Origin of the sequence: Erythrobacter donghaensis (genome assembly GCF_001557325.1) — a bacterium.
Classification (GTDB): Bacteria; Pseudomonadota; Alphaproteobacteria; order Sphingomonadales; family Sphingomonadaceae; genus Erythrobacter; species Erythrobacter donghaensis_B.
This window is the reverse complement of record NZ_LSJS01000047.1, coordinates 40,945-63,722: the sequence shown is the minus strand read 5'-3', so window position 1 is coordinate 63,722 and position 22,778 is coordinate 40,945. Positions and strand designations below refer to the sequence as shown.

At 67.9% G+C, this 22,778-nt stretch carries 20 protein-coding genes; 7 read left to right on the top strand and 13 right to left on the bottom strand.

What is annotated here, in order from left to right; genetic code table 11:
- The first annotated feature begins 62 nt into the window (after positions 1 to 62).
- Entirely contained in the window at positions 63 to 854 is a 792-nt protein-coding gene (mazG, locus tag AX692_RS01515) for a nucleoside triphosphate pyrophosphohydrolase (RefSeq protein WP_073974465.1), read from the top strand.
- On the opposite strand, the gene hflX is transcribed toward mazG, so the two are convergent.
- The 7 genes from hflX to dusB all read right to left on the bottom strand — a co-directional run bounded on the left by hflX (position 843) and on the right by dusB (position 10,243).
- Positions 843 to 2,132 carry a GTPase HflX gene (gene hflX / locus AX692_RS01510; protein ID WP_073977380.1) on the bottom strand — a complete coding sequence of 430 codons (1,290 nt, stop codon included), beginning with the start codon at positions 2,130 to 2,132 and terminating at the stop codon, positions 843 to 845. The two genes, mazG and hflX, sit on opposite strands and share 12 nt — an antisense overlap.
- A gap of 26 nt (positions 2,133 to 2,158) precedes the next feature.
- Entirely contained in the window at positions 2,159 to 2,743 is a 585-nt protein-coding gene (gene hfq, locus AX692_RS01505) for an RNA chaperone Hfq (protein ID WP_073973601.1), read from the bottom strand.
- 183 nt (positions 2,744 to 2,926) lie between these two features.
- Positions 2,927 to 4,309 carry a sigma-54-dependent transcriptional regulator gene (locus AX692_RS01500; RefSeq protein WP_073977379.1) on the bottom strand — a complete coding sequence of 461 codons (1,383 nt, stop codon included), beginning with the start codon at positions 4,307 to 4,309 and terminating at the stop codon, positions 2,927 to 2,929.
- 46 nt (positions 4,310 to 4,355) lie between these two features.
- Complete coding sequence (locus AX692_RS01495) at positions 4,356 to 6,587, bottom strand: ATP-binding protein (RefSeq protein WP_073973294.1); 2,232 nt, start codon at positions 6,585 to 6,587, stop codon at positions 4,356 to 4,358.
- Between the two features lie 94 nt (positions 6,588 to 6,681).
- On the bottom strand, positions 6,682 to 8,121 hold the full coding sequence (locus AX692_RS01490) for a sigma-54-dependent transcriptional regulator (protein ID WP_073973293.1): 1,440 nt from the start codon (positions 8,119 to 8,121) through the stop codon (positions 6,682 to 6,684).
- The gene (locus tag AX692_RS01485) at positions 8,121 to 9,224 is read right to left on the bottom strand and encodes a two-component system sensor histidine kinase NtrB (protein WP_073973292.1); all 1,104 of its coding nucleotides are present in this window, start codon (positions 9,222 to 9,224) and stop codon (positions 8,121 to 8,123) included. The genes AX692_RS01490 and AX692_RS01485 overlap by 1 nt, the downstream gene beginning before the upstream one ends.
- Before the next feature lie 2 nt (positions 9,225 to 9,226).
- Complete coding sequence (gene dusB, locus AX692_RS01480; protein ID WP_073973291.1) at positions 9,227 to 10,243, bottom strand: tRNA dihydrouridine synthase DusB; 1,017 nt, start codon at positions 10,241 to 10,243, stop codon at positions 9,227 to 9,229.
- Positions 10,244 to 10,322: 79 nt separating this feature from the next.
- Between dusB and AX692_RS01475 the strand changes: the two genes are divergently transcribed.
- From AX692_RS01475 to AX692_RS01465, 3 genes are read left to right on the top strand one after another with little or no spacing between them, the layout of a single operon-like run.
- Entirely contained in the window at positions 10,323 to 11,495 is a 1,173-nt protein-coding gene (locus AX692_RS01475) for a bifunctional 2-C-methyl-D-erythritol 4-phosphate cytidylyltransferase/2-C-methyl-D-erythritol 2,4-cyclodiphosphate synthase (RefSeq protein ID WP_073977378.1), read from the top strand.
- A gap of 11 nt (positions 11,496 to 11,506) precedes the next feature.
- Positions 11,507 to 12,061 carry a hypothetical protein gene (locus AX692_RS01470; RefSeq protein WP_073973576.1) on the top strand — a complete coding sequence of 185 codons (555 nt, stop codon included), beginning with the start codon at positions 11,507 to 11,509 and terminating at the stop codon, positions 12,059 to 12,061.
- 8 nt (positions 12,062 to 12,069) lie between these two features.
- On the top strand, positions 12,070 to 12,582 hold the full coding sequence (locus AX692_RS01465) for a CinA family protein (RefSeq protein WP_073973577.1): 513 nt from the start codon (positions 12,070 to 12,072) through the stop codon (positions 12,580 to 12,582).
- On the opposite strand, the gene AX692_RS01460 is transcribed toward AX692_RS01465, so the two are convergent.
- Entirely contained in the window at positions 12,543 to 13,004 is a 462-nt protein-coding gene (locus tag AX692_RS01460; RefSeq protein ID WP_073973578.1) for a type II toxin-antitoxin system RatA family toxin, read from the bottom strand. The two genes, AX692_RS01465 and AX692_RS01460, sit on opposite strands and share 40 nt — an antisense overlap.
- A complete protein-coding gene (lipA, locus tag AX692_RS01455; protein ID WP_073973579.1) occupies positions 13,004 to 13,972 on the bottom strand; it encodes a lipoyl synthase in 969 nt (322 codons plus the stop codon). Before lipA ends, AX692_RS01460 begins: the two co-directional genes overlap by 1 nt.
- 82 nt (positions 13,973 to 14,054) lie before the next feature.
- On the opposite strand from lipA, the gene AX692_RS01450 reads away from it, so the two are divergent.
- A complete protein-coding gene (locus AX692_RS01450; protein ID WP_073973580.1) occupies positions 14,055 to 14,765 on the top strand; it encodes an NYN domain-containing protein in 711 nt (236 codons plus the stop codon).
- A gap of 74 nt (positions 14,766 to 14,839) precedes the next feature.
- Here the strand turns inward: AX692_RS01450 and AX692_RS01445 are convergent, their stop codons facing one another.
- Positions 14,840 to 16,192 (bottom strand): tetratricopeptide repeat protein, encoded by a 1,353-nt coding sequence (locus AX692_RS01445; RefSeq protein ID WP_196490104.1) that lies wholly within the window; start codon positions 16,190 to 16,192, stop codon positions 14,840 to 14,842.
- 323 nt (positions 16,193 to 16,515) lie between these two features.
- Here AX692_RS01445 and gyrA point away from each other — a divergent pair, with 323 nt between their 5' ends.
- Positions 16,516 to 19,317, top strand: a complete 2,802-nt coding sequence (gyrA, locus tag AX692_RS01440; protein WP_073973582.1) for a DNA gyrase subunit A — start codon at positions 16,516 to 16,518, stop codon at positions 19,315 to 19,317.
- Here the strand turns inward: gyrA and AX692_RS01435 are convergent.
- The gene (locus AX692_RS01435) at positions 19,310 to 19,975 is read right to left on the bottom strand and encodes a lysoplasmalogenase family protein (protein WP_073973583.1); all 666 of its coding nucleotides are present in this window, start codon (positions 19,973 to 19,975) and stop codon (positions 19,310 to 19,312) included. The two genes, gyrA and AX692_RS01435, sit on opposite strands and share 8 nt — an antisense overlap.
- Positions 19,976 to 20,043: 68 nt before the next feature.
- On the opposite strand from AX692_RS01435, the gene trmFO reads away from it, so the two are divergent.
- A complete protein-coding gene (trmFO, locus tag AX692_RS01430) occupies positions 20,044 to 21,432 on the top strand; it encodes a methylenetetrahydrofolate--tRNA-(uracil(54)-C(5))-methyltransferase (FADH(2)-oxidizing) TrmFO (RefSeq protein WP_073973584.1) in 1,389 nt (462 codons plus the stop codon).
- A gap of 4 nt (positions 21,433 to 21,436) precedes the next feature.
- Here the strand turns inward: trmFO and AX692_RS01425 are convergent, their stop codons facing one another.
- Both AX692_RS01425 and AX692_RS01420 read right to left on the bottom strand, forming a co-directional pair.
- Entirely contained in the window at positions 21,437 to 21,880 is a 444-nt protein-coding gene (locus tag AX692_RS01425; RefSeq protein WP_081095061.1) for an EF-hand domain-containing protein, read from the bottom strand.
- Positions 21,881 to 21,950: 70 nt separating this feature from the next.
- Positions 21,951 to 22,613 (bottom strand): hypothetical protein, encoded by a 663-nt coding sequence (locus tag AX692_RS01420; RefSeq protein WP_073973586.1) that lies wholly within the window; start codon positions 22,611 to 22,613, stop codon positions 21,951 to 21,953.
- Between the last annotated feature and the right edge of the window lie 165 nt (positions 22,614 to 22,778).

The following is a 22,778-nucleotide window of genomic DNA, read 5'->3' as shown; positions in this document are numbered from 1 at the left end:
GCAGTGACATCTCTATCTAGCGGAAATAGTGTCTTGTCTAAATTGCAGAGACAAGGACCGGGATGAACCAAGCCCCCCATCAGCCCCCTATCGAACGATTGCGCGCGATCATGGCGCGTCTGCGCGATCCGCAGCACGGATGCGAATGGGATCTCGCCCAGAACTTCGCCACCATCGCGCCTTACACGATCGAGGAAGCCTACGAGGTTGCCGACGCGATCGAGCGCGGTGACATGGCCGAGCTCAAGGTCGAGCTCGGCGACCTCTTGCTCCAGGTCGTGTTCCATGCCCGCATGGCCGAGGAAGCCGGACTGTTCGGCTTCGACGATGTCGCCGCAACCATCGCCGACAAGATGGAAGCGCGTCACCCGCACATCTTCGGCGACGAGACCGGCACGATGGACAATGCCCGCTGGGAAGACCTCAAGGCGGGCGAACGCGCCCGCGCCGGTGCCCAAAGCGCAATGGACGGCGTCGCCCGCGCGCTCCCGGCGCTGCTGCGTTCGGAAAAGCTGCAGAAGCGCGCAGCCCGGGTCGGTTTCGAGTGGCACGATGTCAAAGGTCCGCGCGACAAGTTGCTGGAAGAATTGCAGGAACTCGAGGAAGCGGATGATGCGGACCGGCTGATGGAGGCCGGCGACGTGCTGTTCGTGGCGGTCAACATCGTGCGCCGCTACGGAGTCGATGCCGAAGAGGCCCTGCGCGCCGCCAACGCCAAGTTCGAACGGCGGTTCCGGGCGATGGAACGCCTTGCGACCGCCGACGGAGAGGATTTCCCGCAGCTCTCGCTCGAGGCGCAGGAGGCCTATTGGCAAAAGGTGAAACAGGCTGAGAAGGCCGCCTCAAAGGCTTGAGAACTGGCCCAATCCCTTGGGGTTGAGCCGCACGGTCAGCCGCCGCATCGGGCCCGCCTCGCCCTCTCCGCCATCATCATCGGCGAGCACGTCGCCATGCGCGTGGAGCCAGGCGATGCGGCGGCCATCGCTCACCGGCAGAAGGAAGCTCACCTCGCGCGCGCCGCCCGTCAGCAGCCGCGCCAGTTCGGCCTCGAGCTCGCCCACCCCCTGCCCGGTTGCAGCGGAGAGGATCACCGCCCCCTGCCCTTCGGCCGCCTCGCGCAATTCGCCAAGCGATTCAGCGTCCAGCAGGTCGCACTTGTTCCACACTTCGAGGATCGGGATGCTGCTCGATCCGGTCTCGGCGTCGACCACATCGAGATCGGCCAGCACCTCGAGCACCTGCTTCTTCTGCGCGGCGTGCGAGGGGTTGGCCATGTCGCGCACGTGGCAGATCACGTCGGCCGCGGTCACTTCTTCCAGCGTCGCCCGGAAGGCGGCGACCAATTGCGTCGGCAAGTCGGAGATGAAGCCCACGGTGTCGGACAGGATCGCCTTTTCCACCCCCGGCAGGCCGATCGCGCGCATCGTCGGATCGAGCGTCGCGAACAGCAGATCCTCGGCCATCACCTCGGCGCCGGTCAACCGGTTGAACAGCGTGGACTTGCCCGCATTGGTGTAGCCCACCAGCGCAACCACCGGCCAGGGGGCCCTTCCCCGCCGGTCGCGGTGGAGGGCACGGGTCTTCCTCACCTGTTCGAGCTCGCGGCGCAGGCGGCCCATGCGCTGGCGGATCATCCGGCGGTCGGCCTCGATCTGAGTCTCGCCCGGGCCGCCGAGAAAGCCGAAGCCGCCGCGCTGGCGTTCGAGGTGAGTCCAGCTGCGCACCAGACGGCTCTGCTGGTAATCGAGATGCGCCAGCTCGACCTGCAGGCGGCCCTCGGCCGTCGCGGCGCGCTCGCCGAAAATTTCCAAGATCAGCCCCGTACGGTCGATCACCTTGCGCTTCAGCCGATCCTCGAGGTTGCGCTGCTGGATCGGGGTGAGCGCGCCGTCGACGATCACCAGCTCGGCCTCATGCTGCTCGCACCAGATGCCGATGTTCTCGACCTGCCCCGAGCCGAACAGCGTGTTGGGCTGCATCTGGCGCACCGGGAGCACCGCTGAGTGGGCGATCACCACGCCGATCGCGAGCGCCAGCCCCTCGGCCTCGGCCAGGCGCTCGGCCGGATCGAGATCGTAGCGCAGCGCGCGGATGTCGGGGCACAGCACGAGGGCCCGCGCGCCGCGGGTCACCTCGTCCTGAAACTCGCTGTCGAAACTCAGTCGTCTATCCCGTCGTCGTCATCGCCGTCGTCATCATCGACGCTGAGGTCGACCGGACTGGCGGGCTGGATGGTGGAGACGGCGTGCTTGTAGGCAAGCTGCACCGCGCCGTCGCGCTCGAGCAGCATACAGAACAGGTCATAGGCGGCAATTCGCCCCTGCAGCATCACACCGTTCACAAGGAACATCGTGACCTGAACTTCGGCCTCGGCAACGCGGCTGAGGAAGATGTCCTGCAGCTGCTTCTGCTTCTTGCCGCCGGGCTGACTGCCGAACTGCGCCGGATCGAGCGAGGTGCCCGGCATGATCGTGCTGATCGCGTGCTTGTAGACCAGCTGCGACTGGCCGTCGCGGCGCAGCAGGATCGAGAAATTGTCGAACCAGGTGACGATGCCCTGCAGCTTGACGCCCTTCACCAGGAACATGGTGACCGGGATCTTGTTCTTGCGCAGCAGGTTTAGGAAGGCGTCCTGAAGGTTGCCGCCGAGCCGGGCCGGGGTGCCGCTGCTCTTGCCATCGCTTTCGGCAGGCGCGGCAGGCCGGGAGATCGGACGGGGAGAGAGCGTTCGCCCGCTGGACATGGTCGTGGCTCCTGTTCTTGGCGGCCGGCTTGTACGCCGGTCCGCAGGGTTCCGGTCGCCGCACAAAAAGAGCGGGGGATGGCGACCGTGATGCGACACATAATGGCGCTTGCACGCTTGCGCGACAAGGCTTGTTTTTGCCGCGAATTGCTATCCTGTCGCCTCCATGCGCGCGCCTGCCGCTCAATCCTCCTCGTCGCGCCGGTCGGCCATGCCGAGCAGCTTCAGCTTGCGGTGCAGCGCCGAGCGTTCCATGCCGATGAAGCTCGCGGTCTTGGAGATGTTGCCCGAGAAGCGCCGGATCTGGATCGAGAGATATTCGCGCTCGAAGCTCACCCGCGCCTCGCGCAAGGGAACGCCCATGATCGCGGTCAGGCTGTCGCTCGCCATCCCGATCTGGCCGCCGATGATCTCGGGCGGCAGCATGTCGGGCTCGACCGTGCCGAGCCGTTCGCGCGGGGTCATGATGATGGTGCGTTCGACCACGTTGCGCAGCTGGCGGACATTGCCCGGCCAGTCATAGGCCTGGAGCGCGGCCATCGCCTCGGCTGAAATCTCCGGCGGGGCAAGGCCCTGATCGTTCGAATAGCGGGTGAAGAAATGCTCGGCGAGCGCGGGGATGTCCTCGCGGCGCTGGGCGAGCGAGGGGATCGTCACCGGCACCACGTTGAGCCGGTAGAACAGGTCTTCGCGAAAACGCTTCTCGGCCATCTCGACGGTGAGGTCGCGGGTGGTCGAGGATACGACCCGCACGTCCACTCCGATCTGCCGGGTGCCGCCGACGCGCACGAAGCTCTGGTCGGTCAGCACCCTGAGGATGCGCGCCTGGGTGGAGAGCGGCATGTCGGCGATCTCGTCGAGATAGAGCGTGCCGCCATCGGCGAGTTCGAGCAGGCCGGGGCGCACCTGCTTGCCGTTCACTTCCTCGCCGAACAGCTCCTGCTCGAAGCGCTCGGGCGTGATGCGGGCGGAGTTCACCAGCACGAAGGCGCCGTTGGCGCGCGTGCTCCACGCGTGGAGCAGGCGCGCGGCGACCTCCTTGCCCGCCCCCGCCGGGCCCGAGATCAGCACCCGGCTGCCGGTGCTGGCGACGCGCTTCAAGGTCGCGCGCACGGCGTTGATGGCGGGCGAATTGCCGGTGAATTCGGCGCTGCCCCAGCTCCCTTCGCGCAGACGCGAGTTCTCGCGGCGCAGGCGGTCGGTCTCGGTCGCGCGCTCGACGAGGAGCAGCAGCCGCTCGGCCTCGAAGGGCTTTTCGATGAAGTCCATTGCCCCGCGGCCGACCGCGGCGACCGCGGTGTCGATATTGCCGTGGCCCGAGAAGATGATGACCGGCAGGTTCGGCTCGCGCGCCTTGATCGCATCGAGCAGCTCGAGCCCGTCCATCGCGCTGCCGTGAAGCCACACGTCGAGCAGCACCAGCGAGGGGCGGCGTTCGTCGATCAGCGCGAGAGCCTCGGTGCTGTCGGCGGCGGTGCGGCAGGCATAGCCCTCGTCACCGAGGACGCCGGCCACCAGCTCGCGGATATCGCGTTCATCGTCGACGATCAGGATTTCGAGCGCCATCGGGCGGCTCCTTCTGCGGGTGGGTTCGGGGAGAGCGAAAGCGGGATCATGCGCTCCCGCCTTCAATTGGATTGGGATTGCGCGCGAAGCTCAGGGATACGCGGGTGCCGCCGCTGGGGCTGCTGGCGAAGCTCATGTCGCCGCCATGCTCGTCGACGATCTTGTTGACGATCGCGAGGCCGAGGCCGGTGCCCTTCTCGCGGGTGGTGACATAGGGCTGAGTGAGGCGTTCGGGATTGGCGGGAAGGCCGATGCCGTTGTCCTCGATGATGACGACGATTGCCTCGCCGGCATCCTTCATGGTGACGGCGATCTCGCCGGCATAGGCGCCCTTGGCCTCTGCCGCGCGCGCCTCGACCGCCTCGACCGCGTTCTTGAGCACGTTGGTCATCGCCTGGCCGAACTGGTGGCGGTCGCAGCGGATCTCGCGGTCGATCAATTCCGCGGAGGAGACGCTGAAGGCGATGCCCGAGTGCGCGACTTCCTGCAGGAACACCGCCTGGCGCACCAGATCGAGCGCATCCTCGTCGCGGAACACCGGCTTGGGCAGCCGCGCGAAGGAGGAGAACTCGTCGACCATGGTGCGAAGATCGCCGACCTGGCGGACGATGGTGCTGGTGAGGTCGTCGAACAGGTCGCGGTCCGCGTCGGCGACCTGGGTGCGGTAGCGGCGCTTGAGGCGTTCGGTGGCGAGCTGGATCGGGGTGAGCGGGTTCTTGATCTCGTGCGCGATGCGGCGGGCGACGTCGGACCAGGCGGCCTGGCGCTGGTCGAGCAGCTGGCGGGTGATGTCCTCGAAGGTGATCACGTGGCCCTCGCCGGTCCCGGGCGCAACCTTGACCGCGAGCGTCAGGAGGTCGGTGCGCTTGGCGTGGGTGACGATCGCGCGCTCCTTGCCCTCGGCGAGGATGCGGGCGAGTTCGGGGGCGAGGGTCTCCAGCGACTGGCCGATCAGGTCGGCGGGCAGCCCGTCATGCGCCAGCAGCGCCTGCGCCGAGGAATTCATCAACGTCACCCGCGCCTCGCCATCGACCGAGACCACCCCAGCGGTCACCGATTCGAGCACGGCCTCGGTGAAGGCGCGGCGGTCGTCGATCTGGCGATTGGCGCTGACCAGCGCCTGGGTCTGCTTCTCGAGCTGCGCGGTCATGCGGTTGAAGGCGCGGTTCAGGAGCCCGATCTCGTCCGCCCCGGTGCGCCCCTCGAGCCGGAGCGCGAAGTTGCCCTGCCCCACCTTGCGCGCCGCGCCCACGAGGTCGGTGAGCGGCTCGACCTGACGGTCGGCAAAGCGCAAGCCGAACCAGATCGCGAGGCCCACCAGCAAGAGGCTCACCGCGACCAGCGCGATGTTGAAACGCAGCTGGAGCGCGCGCGCGCTCCCCGTCAGCCGGTCATAGGCGGTGACGATCGACTGCGCGCGCGACCACGAGTTGAACATCGTCTCCTCGGTGGTCCGCGCGTTGTAGAGATAGACCCCGGTCTGCGCGTCGATCGGCACCAGCGCCTCGATCCGCTCGGGGCTGCCGACCACCACGGCAAGCTCGCCGCGGTCGAGCCGTGGGAGCGCGGCGCGGCTGAAGGCGAGCGGGCTGTTGCCCTCGGAGAGATCGAGCGCGGCGGCGGTGCGGAAGCTGCCGTCCTTCATCCGCTGAAGGATCGCGCTTTCGGAAATCTCGCGGGCCTGGGCCTGGTAGGCATAGAAATCAGGGAAGTCGGGATCGGTAATCGGCACCCGCGCCAGCGTGTCGCGTAGGTCGGTCGCCATGGTGACGGTGTTCTGTTCGACGTCGCGCTGGTTGGCATCGTAATAGTTCTGCGCCAGCGCGTTGGCGTTCTCCATCAGCCCGCGCGATTCGTCGGAGAACCAGAAATCGACCCCGGTCTGGAACAGGAAGGCGGCAAAGCCCGCGACCAGCAACGTCGGCAGCGCGGCAACCATCGAGAAGAAGAACACGAGGCGCACGTGCAGGCGCGCGGTGCTCCCCGCCGCACGGCGCAGCGCCAGACGGCGGCCGATCAGCACCAGCAGCGCCATCGCCGGCACCAGCGTCGCCATGAGCAGCACCGAGGCCTGCATCGTCGGCAGCAGGTCGTCGGCCGCCGCGGTGCGCCCGTAGGTCGTCCAGGTGGCGGCAATCGCGCCGCCCAGAGCGATCACCGCAGCGCCTTCGAGCCAGGCGAAGAGATTCGCCTGGCGCCCCGCAAGCAGCAGCCGCCGCCACCAGTGCGGGGGCTGGCGCAGGGCCGGACGCGGGGATTTGGGTGGAAGTTGCGCCATCGTTGCCGCTTTACAACAATGGTGTGGCCGATTTGCAAGACCGCGCAGCGCAAAACCTGCGGATGTGCGACGCTTCGTGCCCCGCGCGCGCCGATCAGGCGGGGGAGAAACGCTCCGGCTCCAGCCCCAGCTCGCCGATCCGCTTGCGCAGGGTGTTGCGGTTGATCCCGAGCAGCTGCGCCGCGCGCAGCTGATTGCCCCCGGTGCGTCCCAGCGCATATTCGATCAGCGGCTTCTCGAAGGCGGCGAGCGCGCGATGGTAGAGCGCGCCCGGCGGCGGGCTTTCGGCGGCGAGCCAGCCCGCCAGCGCCGCGCCGAAGCCGCCCTGCCCGCTATCCTGCGGCACGCTGGCAGGCGCGATCTCGGGGCCGATGATGTCGCCCACGGCGTCTGCATCGATCCGCTCCTCGCGCGCCATCAGCGCGAGGCGATAGACGACATTGCGCAGCTCGCGCACATTGCCGCGCCACGCGCGCCCCTCGAGCCGCTCGATCGCCTCGGGGCTGAGCACCCGGCGCGGCAAGCCGTCCTCGGCGGCGAGCACGAGGAAGTGCTGGGCGAGCGCGGCGATGTCCTCGCGCCGCTCGCGCAGGGGCGGCAGCACGATCGGCACCACATTCAAGCGGTAGAACAGGTCCTCGCGGAAGGTGCCCGCGGCGATCATCGGGGTGAGGTCGCGGTTGGTGGCGGCGATGATGCGGACATTGACCGCGATCTCCTGCCGCCCGCCGACCCGCCGGATGCGCCCCGATTGGAGCGCGCGCAGCAGCCGCGTCTGGGCCTCGGCGGGCATGTCGCCGATCTCGTCGAGGAACAGCGTGCCGCCGTTCGCCTGCTCGAACTTGCCGATTGCCTGCGCGATGGCCCCGGTAAAGGCGCCCTTTTCATGCCCGAACAGCTCGCTTTCGACGAGGTCGGCGGGGATCGCGGCGGTGTTGACCGCAACGAAGGGCCCGGTGCGGCGATTGCCGAGTTCGTGGATCGCCTCGGCGACCAGTTCCTTGCCGGTGCCGCTCTCCCCGGTGACGAGCACGGTGAGGTCGTTGCGCAGCACCCGCGTGATCATGCGGTAGACGCCCTGCATCGCCGGGCTGCGTCCGACCAGCGGCATGCGCTCGCCCTCGCCCGGGATCGCCGCGCTGGTGTCCTCGGCCGAGGGCGCGCGCGCGCCCGCCGCCTGCCGCACGGCGTGAACCAGCTCGTCGAGATCGAAGGGCTTGGGGAAATATTCGAAGGCCTCGCTCTCGCTCGCGCGCACTGCGGTATCGAGCGTGTTCTGCGCCGAGAGCACGATCACCGGCATGTCGGGCGCGCGTTCGCGCACCGCGGAGAGGCTGGCGAGCCCGTCGCCATCCTCGAGGATCACGTCGGTCAGCATCACCGCAAAGCGCCGCGTGGCGAGCAGCTTGTCGCGCGCGGCGATGCCGGTGCAGTGGGCAATCGCGAAGCCCTCGTCCTCGAGCGCGGCGATGATCACCGTGGCGATCGCGATGTCATCCTCGACCAGCAGGATCGGGTCAGCTGCTTGTCCCATCAGGCCGCGTCCGGTGCCTGCGGCAGGTGCAGGCGGAAATTGGTGAGCCCGGCGCGCGCGTCGCGGTCATGGCTGACATTGCCGTTCATGTCGCGCACCAGCTTCCTCACCAGCGGCAGCCCGAGGCCCTGCCCCGAAGGCTTGGACGAGACGAAGGGCTCGAACACGTGGTCGCGCAAGGCCGGGTCGATGCCCGGGCCATTGTCCGAGACGGTGATCTCGATCGGCAGCGGCACCGCGCGCCCGTTGCGGATCGCGCTGAAGGCAAGCCCGCTGACGAAGCGCGTCTGGACGATGACCAGCCCGCCCTTCGGTGCCCCCGCCAGCGCCGCATCGCGGGCATTGGAGACAAGGTTGATCAGCACCTGTTCGAGCGCGTCGCGGTTCGCCAGCACCGGGGGGAGCGAGGGGTCGAACTCCTCGCGGATCTCGATCTCGCCCAGCGCGCTGCCCGCCGCGCGCATGGTCGCGACCGCGGCGCGGATCGCCTCATGCGGGTTGCACGGATCGACCGAGGCGGTGCGGGTGCTGCCCAGTTGCTGCATCCGGTCGATCAGCCGGGCGATGCGGTCGACCTCGTCGGTGATCATCTTGGCGAGCTTCTTGTCGGCATGCGGCAGCTTGCGCGCCGCGAGCTGCCCCGCCCCGCGGATCGCTGCGAGCGGGTTCTTGATCTCGTGCGCCAGCACCGCGGGGGCGCCCAGCATCGCCTCGCCATTGCCGGGGTTGGCGGCATCGTCATGGCCGATCTGCGAGAGCGTCACCACCCGCCAACCCGGGTAGCCGCCCAGCGGCGAAGCGGTGAGGTTGATGCGGATCTCCTGCGGGCCGACGCGGATCGCCAGGTCGCGCGCGACCAGGGCTTCCTCGCTGGCGAGCAGCCGCGCCTCGACCCGCGGATCGAGCGGCCCGATGCGCTCGGTCAGCCGCGTACCGATGAGGCGCACCGCGCTGGTGCCGAGCAGGTCTTCGGCGGCGTGATTGACCTCGGCGATGCAGCCCTCGGCGTCGATCAGGATCAGCGCGAAGATCAGCCCGGACAGCTGCGCCCGCGCATCCGGGCGGGGCGCGGTGCTGTCCGGTTCAGCCTGGACGCTCGCCACGTTCAGGCGGCCTGCTGCATCAGGAAGGGCGCATAGAAGCGCTCGATCTCGGAGAGCACCGTGGCGGCATCGTCGATGAAGTTGACCCGGTTGCGGAACTCGGCCGAGCCGTGGAGGCCCTTGGTGTACCACCCGAGGTGCTTCCTCGCCATCTTCACGCCCGTCTCGCGGCCGTAGTGATCGAGCATCCGGTCGTAGTGCTCGACGACGAGGGCATATTGCTCGTTCATTCCGGGCGTGTGGCGCGCCTCGCCGGTGCGCCACCAATGCATCACCTGGCCGAGCAGCCACGGCTTGCCATAGGCACCGCGCCCGATCATCAACCCGTCGGCGCCCGATTGCTCCATCGCCTTGGCGGCGTCTTCGATGGTGCAGATGTCGCCATTGACGATGACGGGGATGTTGACCGCTTCCTTGACGCGGCGGATGAAGGCCCAGTCGGCGCTCCCCTTGTACATCTGGTTGCGGGTGCGGCCGTGGACCGTGATCATCTGCACGCCGAGATCCTCGGCAATGCGGGCGAGTTCGGGTGCGTTGAGGCTCTGGTGATCCCAGCCCATGCGCATCTTGACCGTGACCGGCACCTTCACCGCCTTGACGGTCGCCTCCATCAGCCGCACCGCGAGCGGCACCTCGCGCATCAGCGCCGAGCCGGCGAACTGGCCGACGACCTTGCGGACGGGGCAGCCGAAGTTGATGTCGATGATCGCCGCGCCGTTGCCTTCCTGGATCTTGGCGGCCTCGGCCATGCTGGCAGGGTCGCAGCCGACCAGCTGCATCGAGACCGGCTCCTCGATCCGGTCCCACGCGGTTTTCTGCGTGCTGACGCGGGTCTCGCGGATCGCCGCCTCGCTCGCGACCATCTCGGTGACGTTGAGGCCCGAGCCGTAGCGGCGCACCAGCGTGCGGAACGGCATGTCGGTGACGCCGGTCATCGGCGCGAGAATCACCGGCTCGGCGACCGTGACGGGGCCGATGGCGATCGGCTTGAGGGCCGGCGGAGGGGGGAGCGGGGTCATCTTGCAGGTGGTGCCTAAAATATGGGCAGGCGCATAGTGGATTGCCGAAAGCGCGTCCAGTGCCTAAGCGAAGGCCGCGATGGACCCCGACGCCCCCCTCCCCCCGTTTGCCGCGATTGTGGTAGCCGCGGGCAAGGGTCTGCGCGTAGGTGGCGATATTCCTAAACAATACAGGGTGTTAAAGGGGAAACCCATCATCCGCTGGTCGATCGAGGCCCTTGCACTCGCGGGTGCGGATGTGATCGTAACGGTGGTAAGCCCCGAGGCCGAAGAGGGCGCAAGAGCGGCGCTCGAAGGGCTTGAAGGTCTGCGCTTCGTCCACGGCGGCGCGACCCGGCAGGAGTCGGTGCGCGCCGGGCTCGAGGCCTTGGCGGGTGACGGCCCCGAGCGCGTCCTGATCCACGATGCCGCCCGCCCCGACCTCCCCCGCGCGGTGATCGCCCGGCTGCTGGCGGCGCTGGACGAGCACCCCGGCGCGATCCCGGTGCTGCCCGTGGTCGACAGCCTCGCGGTGGCGGGCGACGGCGGTGTGATGACCGGCAAGGCGCAGCGCGAGAGCCTGCGCCGCGTCCAGACCCCGCAGGCCTTCCGCTTCCCCGCGATCCTCGCCGCCCACCGCGCATGGCCGGGCGCTCCGGATGCGGGCGACGATGCGCAGGTGCTCATGGCCAGCGGCCGTTCAGTCGCGCTGGTCGATGGTGACGAGCGCCTGAAGAAGATCACCTTTGCCGAGGACCTGATGGACCACTCCGCTAGCCCCGCATCCGGGCCCGCCTTCCGCATCGGTCAGGGCTTCGATGTCCACCGCCTCGAGCCCGGCGAGGAGCTGTGGCTCGGCGGGGTGCTGATCCCGCACGACAAGGGGCTCGCCGGGCACTCGGACGCCGACGTCGCGCTCCATGCGATCACCGACGCGGTGCTCGGCGCGGTCGGCGAGGGGGACATCGGCACCCACTTCCCGCCGAGCGACCCGCAATGGCGCGGAGCGCGCTCGGGGCGCTTCCTCGAACACGCCGTCAGCCTCGCCCGCGGCGCAGGATACGCGGTCGCCAATGTCGACCTGACCCTGATCTGCGAGGCGCCCAAGATCGGCCCGCACCGCCCCGCGATGCGCGCCGAGGTCGCACGCCTGATGGGGCTCGCCGAGAGCGCCGTCAGCATCAAGGCCACCACCACCGAGAGACTCGGCTTCACCGGCCGCGGCGAAGGCATCGCCGCACAGGCCATCGTACTCGTCACCCGCACCGCATGAGGAGACCCGCCATGACCCGCTCCGTGATCGCCCCGGCCCTTGCCCTCACCGCGCTCGCCTCGGCCACCGCCGCGCAGGCGCAGCGGCAGGCCTGCGTCGAGCCTGCCGACCTTGCCGACGCGGTCGTCTATGTCATGCCCGTGGCCTATGACGCCGCGCGCACCGCCTGCGGCAACCGCTTCGCCGCCGACGGCTTCATCGCGCGCGAGGGCGACGCCTGGGTCGCCACCTTCCGCGACGGGCAGGACAAGGCCTGGCCGGGCGCCTTCCGCTTTCTCAAGACCTTCATGGACCAGGGCGGTGCAGGCAAGAGCGGCCAGGACACCGACATCGCGGCCGCAGTGTCGACGCTCCCCGAAGAGGCGCTACGCCCCTTCGTCGATGCCCTCGTCGGCCAGATGATCGCGGGCGAGATCAAGCCCGCGAGCTGCGGCAAGATCGAGCGCGGGGTCGAATTGTTGAGCCCGCTGCCGGGCGAGAACCTCGGCGGGCTGGTCGCCTTCGTCGTCGAGCTCACGGACGTCAAGAACCCGCCCCTCTGCGGCGCTGCCCCGAAGAGCCGGTAGGCCGCCCCGTGACTCTCTCGCTCCTCCCCGAGGACATCGCCGCGCTCGCCGCGCGGGTGGTGTCCGAGAACGCCGCGGCGGAACGCATGATCGCCACCGCCGAAAGCTGCACAGGCGGGCTGGTAGCCGGCGCGATCACCGAGATCGCGGGCTCCTCGGCGGTGCTCGACCGCGGCTTCGTGACCTATTCGAACGAAGCCAAGATGGAGATGCTCGGGGTGCCGAGCGACATCATCGAGACCTTCGGCGCGGTCTCGATCGCTTGCGCCTGGGCGATGGCCAAGGGTGCGCTGGACCGCTCGAAGGCGGATGTGGCGGTGGCGATCAGCGGCGTTGCGGGCCCCGGCGGCGGCACGTTGCACAAGCCGGTCGGCACGGTCGTCTTCGCCCGCGTGGTGCGCGGCGCGACCGGTGAGCCGGAGGGGGAGCTCAGGTTCTTCGACGGCGGCGAGGGCCCCGGCGGGCGCGCCGAAATCCGCCGTCAGGCGACGCTTTGCGCGCTCGAGCTGCTGCTGCCGTAGAGTGCCGCGGCGCGGGTCTCGAAGGCCGCGACCATCTTCCTGAAGGCCTTGTCGAAATACTGTCCCGCGATCCGCTCGAACAGGCGGTTCTTGAAGGTGAAGTCGACGAGGAAGTCGATCTCGCAGGTGTGCTCGTCGACGGCACGGAAGGTCCAGACATTGTCGAGGTCGCTCAAGGGCCCGTCGAGATAGTGGACGTCGATCTCGCTGGGCCTCGTCTTGGCGACGCGGCTGGTGAAGCTCTCGCGGATCGCCTTGAAGCCCACCACCATGTCCGCGACCATCTCGGTCTCGCTGTTCGAGCGCACGCGGGTGGCGATCACCCAGGGCAGGAACTCGGGGTAGCGCGCGACGTCCGCCACCAGATCGAACATCTGCTGGGCGCTGTAGGGCAGCCGGCGGGTTTCGCGGATGCCGGGCACTAGAGCTGCGCCTTGGCTCCGGCCCGCGCGAGCTTCTCCTCGCGTGCGGCGCGCATCTTCGCGAAATCGTCCCCAGCATGGTAGCTCGAACGGGTGAGCGGCGAGGATGCGACCTGCAGGAAGCCCTTGGCCCGGGCGATGGCGCCATAGGCCGCGAAGGCCTTTGGCGTGACGAACTCCTCGACCTTGGCGTGCTTGGGCGTGGGCTGAAGGTATTGCCCCATGGTGATGAAATCGACCTCGGCGCTGCGCATGTCGTCCATCACCTGGTGCACCTCGAGGCGCTGTTCGCCGAGGCCCAGCATGATGCCCGACTTGGTGAAGATCAGCGGATTGTGCGCCTTGACCTCCTCGAGCAGCCGCAGCGAGGCATAATAACGCGCGCCGGGGCGGATCGTGGGATAGAGCCGGGGGACGGTCTCGAGATTGTGGTTGTAGACGTCCGGCCCCGCTTCGCAGATCATCTCGACCGCGCGGCGCATCTTGCCGCGGAAATCGGGGGTTAGGATCTCGATGGTGGTGTTCGGGGTGGTGCGCCGCAGTGCCTCGATCACCTTGACGAACTGGCTCGCGCCGCCATCGGGCAGGTCGTCACGGTCGACGCTGGTGATGACGATGTGTTCGAGCCCCATCTTGGCTGCGGCGATGGCGGTGTTCTCGGGCTCGAAGGGATCGACCGCCTTGGGCATCCCGGTCTTGACGTTGCAGAAGGCGCAGGCCCGCGTGCAGACATCGCCGAGGATCATCACCGTGGCGTGCTTCTTGGTCCAGCACTCGCCGATATTGGGGCAGGCCGCTTCCTCGCACACGGTGTGGAGATTGAGTTCGCGCATCAACCGGCGTGTCTCGTTGTAGCCCTCGCTCACCGGCGCGCGCACTCGGATCCAGTCGGGCTTGCGCTGGCGGGCGGGCCGCTCTTCGGCAGGGGTCGGCTGCGGCGGACTGGAGATGTCGTTCATGAGGGCCATTTAGGCGCGCGCGCGGCGTCCCGCAAGCCGAGCGGCCCCTGCCATTCTTGCGAAGAATGCGGGAGGACTGCATAGCGGCGCAATGTCGGACACAACCCTCAGAAACATCGCCCTCCTGATCGATGCGGACAACACCAGCCCGCAGGCGATCGATCCGGTGCTGACCGTCATGGCCGAGCTCGGCCAGGTCAACATCCGCCGGGCCTATGGCAACTTCGCCAAGGACAACCTCGCCAAGTGGGACAGGATCACCAACAAGTTCGGCATCCGCCCGCAGCAGCAGTTCGACATCTCCAAGGGCAAGAACGCGACCGACATGGCCATGACGATCGACGCCATCGACCTCCTTTACCAAGGCAAGGTCGACGGCTTCGGGATCATGACCTCGGACAGCGACTTCACCCCGCTGGTCACCCGGCTGCGGCAGGACGGCATTCTGGTTTACGGCTTCGGCGAGAAGAAGACGCCCGAGGCATTCCAGGCGGTGTGCACCCGGTTCCTCTACATCGACGAGCTGATCGCCAGCAATCGCGACGAGGCGCCGGGCACGCCGACGCACAGCAAGCCGGTGGTGGGCGATCTGCAGGAGCTGATCCTTGCCGCCTACCGCGAGGCCAAGCGCGACGACGAAGGCTACGCCTTGCTCCAGCAGGTCGGGCAGATCGCGGGCAACCGGTCGAGCTTCGACGTGCGCAACTACGGCTTCAAGCGCCTCTCCGACCTGTTCGCCTCGCTCGACAACTTCAAGGTCGAGCGGCGCGACAGCCAGCTTTACGTGAAGCGCCTAAGGTAGCGCGCAAAAGGAAAGAGCGCCGGAGCGGTGGTCCGCCCGGCGCTCTTGCCTGTATTCACGACCGGTCGGGCCGATCAGCTGCCGGTCGCGGCAGCCATCGCCGGCTTTGTTTGCTGTTCGGCATAGGCGCTCCACAGCCGTGCGATCGGCGCGCGCTGGCCCGATACCTGCTTGAACGTCGCAATCGCTGCATCGACGTTCCCCGCACCGATTTGCGCGATGCCGAGGCGGGTCAGCGACGTGTCGCGGTCGGCGTCGGCCAGCGTCAGGCTCTTCTCGTAGAAAGCCGCAGCCTTGGCATATTCGCCATAGCTCAGGAACGTGTCGCCCGCAGCCATGACGGTCCGCAGCTTGGCGGTCGGTGCGTTGGCGTCGCGCTCGAGCCCGGAAAGCGCGGCCTTGTCGGCGGCAATCAGGCCATTTGCGGACTTGTACTGCTCCTCGATCCAGCTGTCGCTGCCCTTGGGGATCACGCCCGTGGCATAGGCGTCATCGATGACCGACACGACTTCCTGCGGCAGGCGGCGGGGATCGGCGGATTCGACGTAGAAGATGTAGTCGTTCTTCTCCTTGAGCGTCCCGACCTTCTTGCCGAGCCGCAGCAGATCGAGCAGCACAGGGCCATCGAAATCGTTGAGGTTGCGCGTCAGGTTTACCGCATCGCGCCAGTTCTCGGGCGTCGGGTAGTCGGCCACCCATTGCTCGACGAATTCATAGATCTGCGGCACGATCTCGTTCTGGTAGGAGACCGACACCCCGCGGCGGTAGAGTTTGGCGTCGACCGGCTGACCAGCGGCCTTCCTCTGGGCGATCACCTGGCTCAGATAGGTGAGGCCTTCCTCGTTGCGCCCTTCGATGAAGTAGAGCTCGGCCATGTTCATCTGCAGGTCGGCGACCGTAACGTTCGGTCCGCTGTAATTGAGGTCGATCGCCTTCTGGAGATAGCTGCGCGCCTTGTCATACTGCTTCAGATCATTGGCGATCTGGAAGGCTACCACATTGTAGCGGCCGGTGTCCTCCGGCTTGGTCTTGCCGCTTGCCAGCATTGTCTCGGCGCCCTGAAGCTGAAGCGCAAGGTCCTTGCCGGTGATCCCGGCGTTGAACAGCATGCCGCCGAGCGCGAGCTTGTCGTCCGGGGTGACCGCGAGCGGAACGAGCGCGTCGATCTCGGGCTTCAAGGCAGCGATGCTGGCACCGGGCGCCTTGAGCTTGGCGTCGAGTGGCTGGTAGGCCTTGACAAAGGCAGGGGTGTAGACGGGCTTGCCGGCGGCTTCGGCTTCCTCCTCGCCCTTCTTCTTCTTTTGCGCATAGGCCGCATCGGCGAAACCGGGAACGGCGAGCACGGCGGTGCCGGCGGCAAGCGCCATGGCAAGTGCGAATTGGCGCGCAAGGCGGGCCGGACGACGGGGCGAAGACATATTGGTCACTGCATCCTCCACAAGAAGCGCAGGCGAGCCGATTGATCGGCGGCGCGGCCTGCAGCGAACTTCCGGGCAAGCCTTTGAACGGCTCCCACGGAATTTGCAATTGCCGCTAGGCGGCACGTGCTGAACGGGCTTTGAATGCCCTCGCCCGCGCCGCCCCGCCAACGCGGGCTGCAAGTGTGGAAAAAAGAGCCCGGTTCGCGATGTGTTCCTGTGCCGCAGTGGCGAAACTGCGGGCATGTGCCTAAATGGAGGGAACCTGCCGGCCCTGCTATGGCCGGCCCGCCTGACACGGCACGCCAACACACACAGAAACGGCCCCGACCTTGAGCGACGACAGCGACATCCTCGATTCCACCCCGCCCGCCCCCCTGGGCGGCTTCGATCGCATCGACATCGTCGACGAGATGAAGTCGAGCTATCTCGATTATGCAATGAGCGTGATCGTGTCGCGCGCGCTGCCCGATGTGCGCGACGGGTTGAAGCCCGTCCACCGCCGCATCCTGTTCGCGAGCCAGGAAGGCGGCTTTGTCGCCGGGCGGCCCTACCGCAAGAGCGCGAAGATCGTCGGCGACGTTATGGGCAACTACCACCCCCACGGCGATGCGGCGATCTACGACGCACTCGCCCGTATGACCCAGCCATGGTCGATGCGCGTGCCGCTGATCGACGGCCAAGGCAATTTCGGCTCGATGGACCCCGATCCCCCGGCCTCGATGCGCTACACCGAGGCGCGGCTGGCGCGGGTGGCCAACAGCCTGCTCGACGATCTCGACAAGGACACGGTCGATTTCACCGACAACTACGATGGTTCCCGCAAGGAGCCGTCGGTGCTGCCCGCGCGCTTCCCCAACCTGCTCGTCAACGGTGCGGGCGGGATCGCGGTCGGCATGGCGACCAACGTGCCGCCGCACAACCTCGGCGAAGTGATCGACGGCTGCCTCGCCTTCATCGAGAACCCGCACATCACCTCGGAAGAGCTGATCCGCTTCATCCCCGGCCCCGATTTTCCCACCGCGCCGCTAATCCTCGGCACCCACGGCGCGCGGATGGCCTACACCACCGGGCGCGGGTCGATCCTGATGCGCTGCCGGCACGAGATCGAGAGCACCCGTGGCGCCAAGAGCGAGGGGCGCGAAAGCATCGTCTTCACCTCGATTCCCTATCAGGTGGGCAAGTCGGGCCTGGTCGAAAAGATCGCCGAGGCCGCCAAGGACAAGCGCATCGAGGGCATCAGCGACATCCGCGACGAATCCTCGCGCGAAGGCGTGCGCGTGGTGATCGACCTGAAGCGCGACGCGACCCCCGAAGTCGTGCTCAACCAGATCTGGCGCCACACCCCCGCGCAGTCGAGCTTCCCCGCCAACATGCTGGCGATCCGCGGCGGCCGCCCGGAGGTGCTCACCCTGCGCGACATCGTGCAGAGCTTCATCGCCTTCCGCGAGGAGGTCATCACCCGCCGCACCAAGTTCGAGCTCAACAAGGCCCGCGAACGCGCGCATCTGTTGCTCGGGCTCGTGGTCGCGGTCTCGAACCTCGACGAGGTCGTCGCGATGATCCGCTCGGCCCGCAACCCGGCCGAGGCCCGCAGCCGTCTGCTCGCCAAGGAATGGCCGATCGGCGACATCGCGCAATACATCCGGCTGGTCGAGGCGATCGAGCCCAATGCCGATGAAAGCGGCGGCACCTATAAGCTGTCCGAACGGCAGGTGAAGGCGATCCTCGAACTGCGCCTCCACCGCCTGACCGCGCTGGGCCGCGACGAGATCGGCGACGAGCTCAAGGAACTGGCGCTCTCGATCGAGGAATATCTCGCGATCCTCGCCGACCGCGTGAAGCTCTACGGCGTGATGCGCACCGAGCTTGAAGAGATCCGCGCCACCTACGCCACCCCGCGCCTGTCCGAGATCGCCCCGGCATGGGATGGCCTCGAGGACGAGGACCTGATCGAGCGCGAGGACATGGTCGTCACTGTCACCCACGGCGGCTACATCAAGCGCACCCCGCTCGATGCCTTCCGCGCCCAGGCCCGCGGCGGCAAGGGCCGCTCAGGGATGGCGACCAAGGACGAGGACGCGGTGGTCGAATTGTTCGTCACCTCGACCCACAACCCCGTGCTGTTCTTCACCAACACGGGCCGGGTCTACCGGATGAAGGTGTGGAAGCTCCCCGAAGGCGGCCCCCAGACCAAGGGCCGCCCGATGGTCAACCTCCTGCCCCTGGGCGACGAGGAGCGCGTCACCAACGTCCTCCCACTGCCCGAGGACGAGGCGACCTGGGCCAATCTCAACATCGTCTTCGCCACCGAGCAGGGCATGGTCCGCCGCAATTCGATGGACGCCTTCGCCAACATCCCGACTGCGGGCAAATACGCGATGGGCTTCGTCGAGGGCTCGGGTGACCGCCTGATCGGGGTGCAATTGCTGACCGAGAACCAGCAGATCTTCCTTGCGAGCGATGCGGGCAAGGCGATCCGCTTCTCGGCCACCGACGCGCGCGAGACCAAGAGCCGCACCGGCATCGGCGTGCGCGGCATGAGCCTCAAGAAGGGCGGCAAGGTCGTCTCAATGGCGGTGCTCGACCCGCTCACCGCCGACATGGAAACCCGCGAGGCCTATCTGCGCGCGGCGGCGTGGAAGAACAACGGGGCGGCGCCCACCCTCCCCGCTGAGCAGGTCGCTGCGATGGCGGAAGGCGAGGAGTTCATCCTCACCATCACCGCCAATGGCTATGGCAAGATTTCCTCGGCCTACGAATACCGCACCACTGCGCGCGGGGGACAGGGGATCACCAACATCGGCACGCCCGAGAGCAATCCGGAACGCAATGGCCCCGTCGTGGCGAGCTTCCCGGTCAAGCACGGCTCGCAGCTGATGCTGGTCACCGATCAGGCCAAGCTGATCCGCCTCGGGATCGACCTGCGACACCTCACGCCGGGCGGGTTCGAGGAACACAAGGGCTTCTCGATCTCGGGTCGCGGCTCGTCGGGCGTGCGCATCTTCGATGTCGCCAAGGGCGAACATATCGTCGGCGCGGCGCTGATCGACGACACCACCGAGCCGGAAAATCCGGCCGAGGAAGCCATCGCCGCCGAAATGGCGAATGACGGCGAGCCGCCCATCACCTGACGGGCTGCTCTCCCCGCATGCACTGAATGATGCCGGTCGCGATCATGATCTGGCCCGCGTAGTAGAGCGGCCAGATCAGGATCGTGTTGGCGGGCTCGAGGTCGAGCGGGCCCTGCCGCGCGAAGATCAGCCAGTCGCTGATGACGAACAGGACCGCCCCGGTGCCGACCCGGTAGCGCGGATAGTGGCTCATCCATGCCGCCGAAGCCATCGCGCCGAGGAAGGCGGCATAGATCGCGATCTCGCCATTGCCGCTCAGCAGCCAGCTCGCCAGCGGGGTGCCGACCAGCAGCGCCGCTCCAATCAGCTTCTGCACCGGCGAGGGGCGCTGGTGCAGGTTCCTGAGGTAGAGCCCCACCGCGACCACATGGGCCGCGGCGAAGAGCCCGCCGCCGATCAGGAAATCGAGCTCGATCGCGACATCGCCGCAGGCCGCCAGCGCGAGCGCGATCACCAGCAGGAACCCGTCTGCACGGTGCTTGCCACGCGGGATGCGCAGCAGCGCATAGAGCGCCAGCAGCCCGACACTCGCGCCCTTCAGCGCAAGTCCCCAGGTGCCCTCGCCGACCGGATTGTCGCGCAGGAAATAGTAGGCGACCGAGGCAGCGATGCTCGCCAGCAGCCACGGCCTTTGTTCGATCAACGCACCCTTTGCCATGTCGTCCTTTGCCCTTGCCCGTCCCTTGGGACTTGCCGCGGGGCTATCACGCAATTACGCGGCTCACCATGACCCGACCCGCAGCTTTGCACGACGTTCACATCATCGGCGGCGGCCTCGCCGGGAGCGAGGCGGCGTGGCAGCTGGCGCAGGCAGGCGCGCGGGTGCGCCTGTCGGAGATGCGCGGGAGCGGCGAGATGACGCCCGCGCACCAGACCGATGGCCTCGCCGAGCTGGTGTGCTCCAACTCCTTCCGCTCCGACGACGACACCAAGAACGCGGTCGGGCTGCTCCATCACGAGATGCGGCAGCTGGATTCGCTGGTGATGCGCGCAGGGCACGCCGCGCGGGTGCCTGCGGGGAGCGCGATGGCGGTCGACCGCGACGTCTTTTCGGCCGAGGTCGAAAGGGCGCTATCGCAGCACCCCAACGTCACCATCGTGCGCGAGCGGGTCGACGAACTGCCGCAAGCAGGCCTCACCATCGTCGCCACCGGGCCGCTGACGGCAGAGGCGCTGGCGGGGAGCATCGTGCGCGCGACCGGCTCCGAGCGGCTCGCCTTCTTCGATGCCATCGCGCCCATCGTCCACTTCGATTCGATCGACATGAGCAAGGTCTGGATCCAGTCCCGCTGGAACAAGGCCACCGAAGCCTCGAACGAAGGCGGCGACTACATCAACTGCCCGATGACGCAGGAGCAGTACCTCGCCTTCCACAAGGGACTGGTCGAGGGCGAGAAGACCGAATTCAAGCAGTGGGAGAAGGACACGCCCTATTTCGACGGCTGCATGCCGATCGAGGTGATGGCCGAACGCGGCGTCGACACGCTGCGCTTCGGGCCGATGAAGGGCGTCGGGCTCGACAACCCCTTCGATGTGACCCCCGAATTCCCGCAAGGCCGCTGGCCCTATGCCGTGGTGCAGCTGCGCCAGGACAACAAGCTCGGCACGCTGTGGAACATGGTCGGGTTCCAGACCAAGCTCAAATACGCCGCGCAGGTGGAACTGTTCCGCACCATCCCGGGGCTGGAGAATGCCGAGTTCGCGCGATTGGGCGGGCTGCACCGCAACACCTTCCTCAATTCGCCGCAAGTGCTCGACCGCCAGCTGCGGCTCAAGGCCGCGCCGCATATCCGCTTCGCTGGGCAAGTGACGGGCTGCGAGGGCTATGTCGAGAGCGCCGCCATCGGCCTCGTTGCGGGGCTGATGACGGCGGCCGAGCTGGCCGGGCGGGCGTGGCAGCCGCTCCCCGCAACCACCGCATTGGGCGCGCTCCTCGGCCACATCACCGGCGATGCCGAGGCCGAGACCTTTCAGCCCATGAACGTCAATTTCGGCCTGTTCCCGCCCTTGCACGAGGTCGGCAAGAAGGTTCGCAAGGAGGCCTACACCGCCCGCGCCAAGGAAGACCTCGCGCGCTGGATCGCCGAGCACCGCCGCGAGGCTGTGCCCGCCTGACCCGTCAGCACTTGCAGGCGGGCTTCTTCTTCGGGGCGGGCCTTGGCGCGGTCGCGGCGAATTCGCGCGGGGTGAGCCTGCCGTCACCGTCCCGGTCGGCCCCGGCGAAACGGTCGACCGTAGTCACCGCCCATTCCTCGAAAGTGAGCAGGTTGTTGCCGTCCTTGTCGAGCGTCCGGAAGCCGTCGGTGCGGGTCGAGAGCATCTCGTCGCGGGTGATCACCCGGTCGCGGTTGCGGTCATAGCGGAAGAAGCGCTGCTCCTCCTTGCCGAGCTCGCTCAGCTCGGGCGGCGCGGGGCCCTTCTGGCTGCCGGGATCGGCGGTGGGGAGCTGCATCGGATCGGGCTTGGCCGGGGTGACGGCGGGCGGCGGGGCGCCGCGCTCGATTTCGGCGCGGCCCTGCCACCAGAACACGCCCACGCCGGCAAGGGCCAGGCCCGCCAGCACTCCCAGCACCGCTTGTCGCAAGGGTCTGCCCCCCTCTTGAAACCATCAGCCCTCGCGTAAATACACGTAATCAGGCGCGAAAGATAGCGGCGCGCAACGCGGAGAGCGAGGCGCCGCGCCCTTCCATCAGCGGCCGCCCACCGCGGGCCAGGGCGCGCACGGCGAGCGCCTCGAGTACCGCCAGTCCGGCGAGCGGGCGCGGGATTCGCCCCGCCGGTGCTGTAACCGCCCGCCCGGCCTCGGCCAGAACCGCGGCTTCCGCCGGATCCGAGACCCCGGCTGCCGCATCGGCGAGCGCCCAGCGCCGACCGGCCGCCGCAAGCCGCGCCGCGCGCGCGCCCTCGGCAGGCATATCGGTTAGCCCGGCAAAGAAGGCGCCGCGCCCTTCCCCGAATACCGCCGCCTCGGCGGGCCCGAGGCTCTCGGCGGTAACCAGAACCTCCCAGCCATCAACCATCTGCACCAGAAAGGCTTCGCGCCCGTGCCAGAGCCGACCGATCCCGTCGAGCACCGCATCCCCGCGCGGCCGCCCGGCCACCGGCTTGCCGAGCGCCTCGCGCCACCATGCGAGGCGCATCTGCCCGAGCACCGGCTCCTGTGTGCGCCCGACGATCCGCGCCAGTCTCCGATCAAGCTGAAGAGCTATGCTTAACGGCGCGCGAACCTTCGGCCCGCTCCAGGCCAGCGCCAGTTCGGCTTCGGGGGAAAGCGGATCGGGGGCCTCGGGCGTCACGCGGCGGCGCTTAGCCGTGCCATGGCCGGCCTGGCAAGCAAACTGTCCCTGCACGGGACGTTCGGGACGCGCGGCGCCCCCGGGGATAGGGAGAAGGTTCCGTTAACCATGCTCTTTGGCATTCCGCTTACCCAACCGGGTTAAGGGCTCAGGATGCATCTGGAA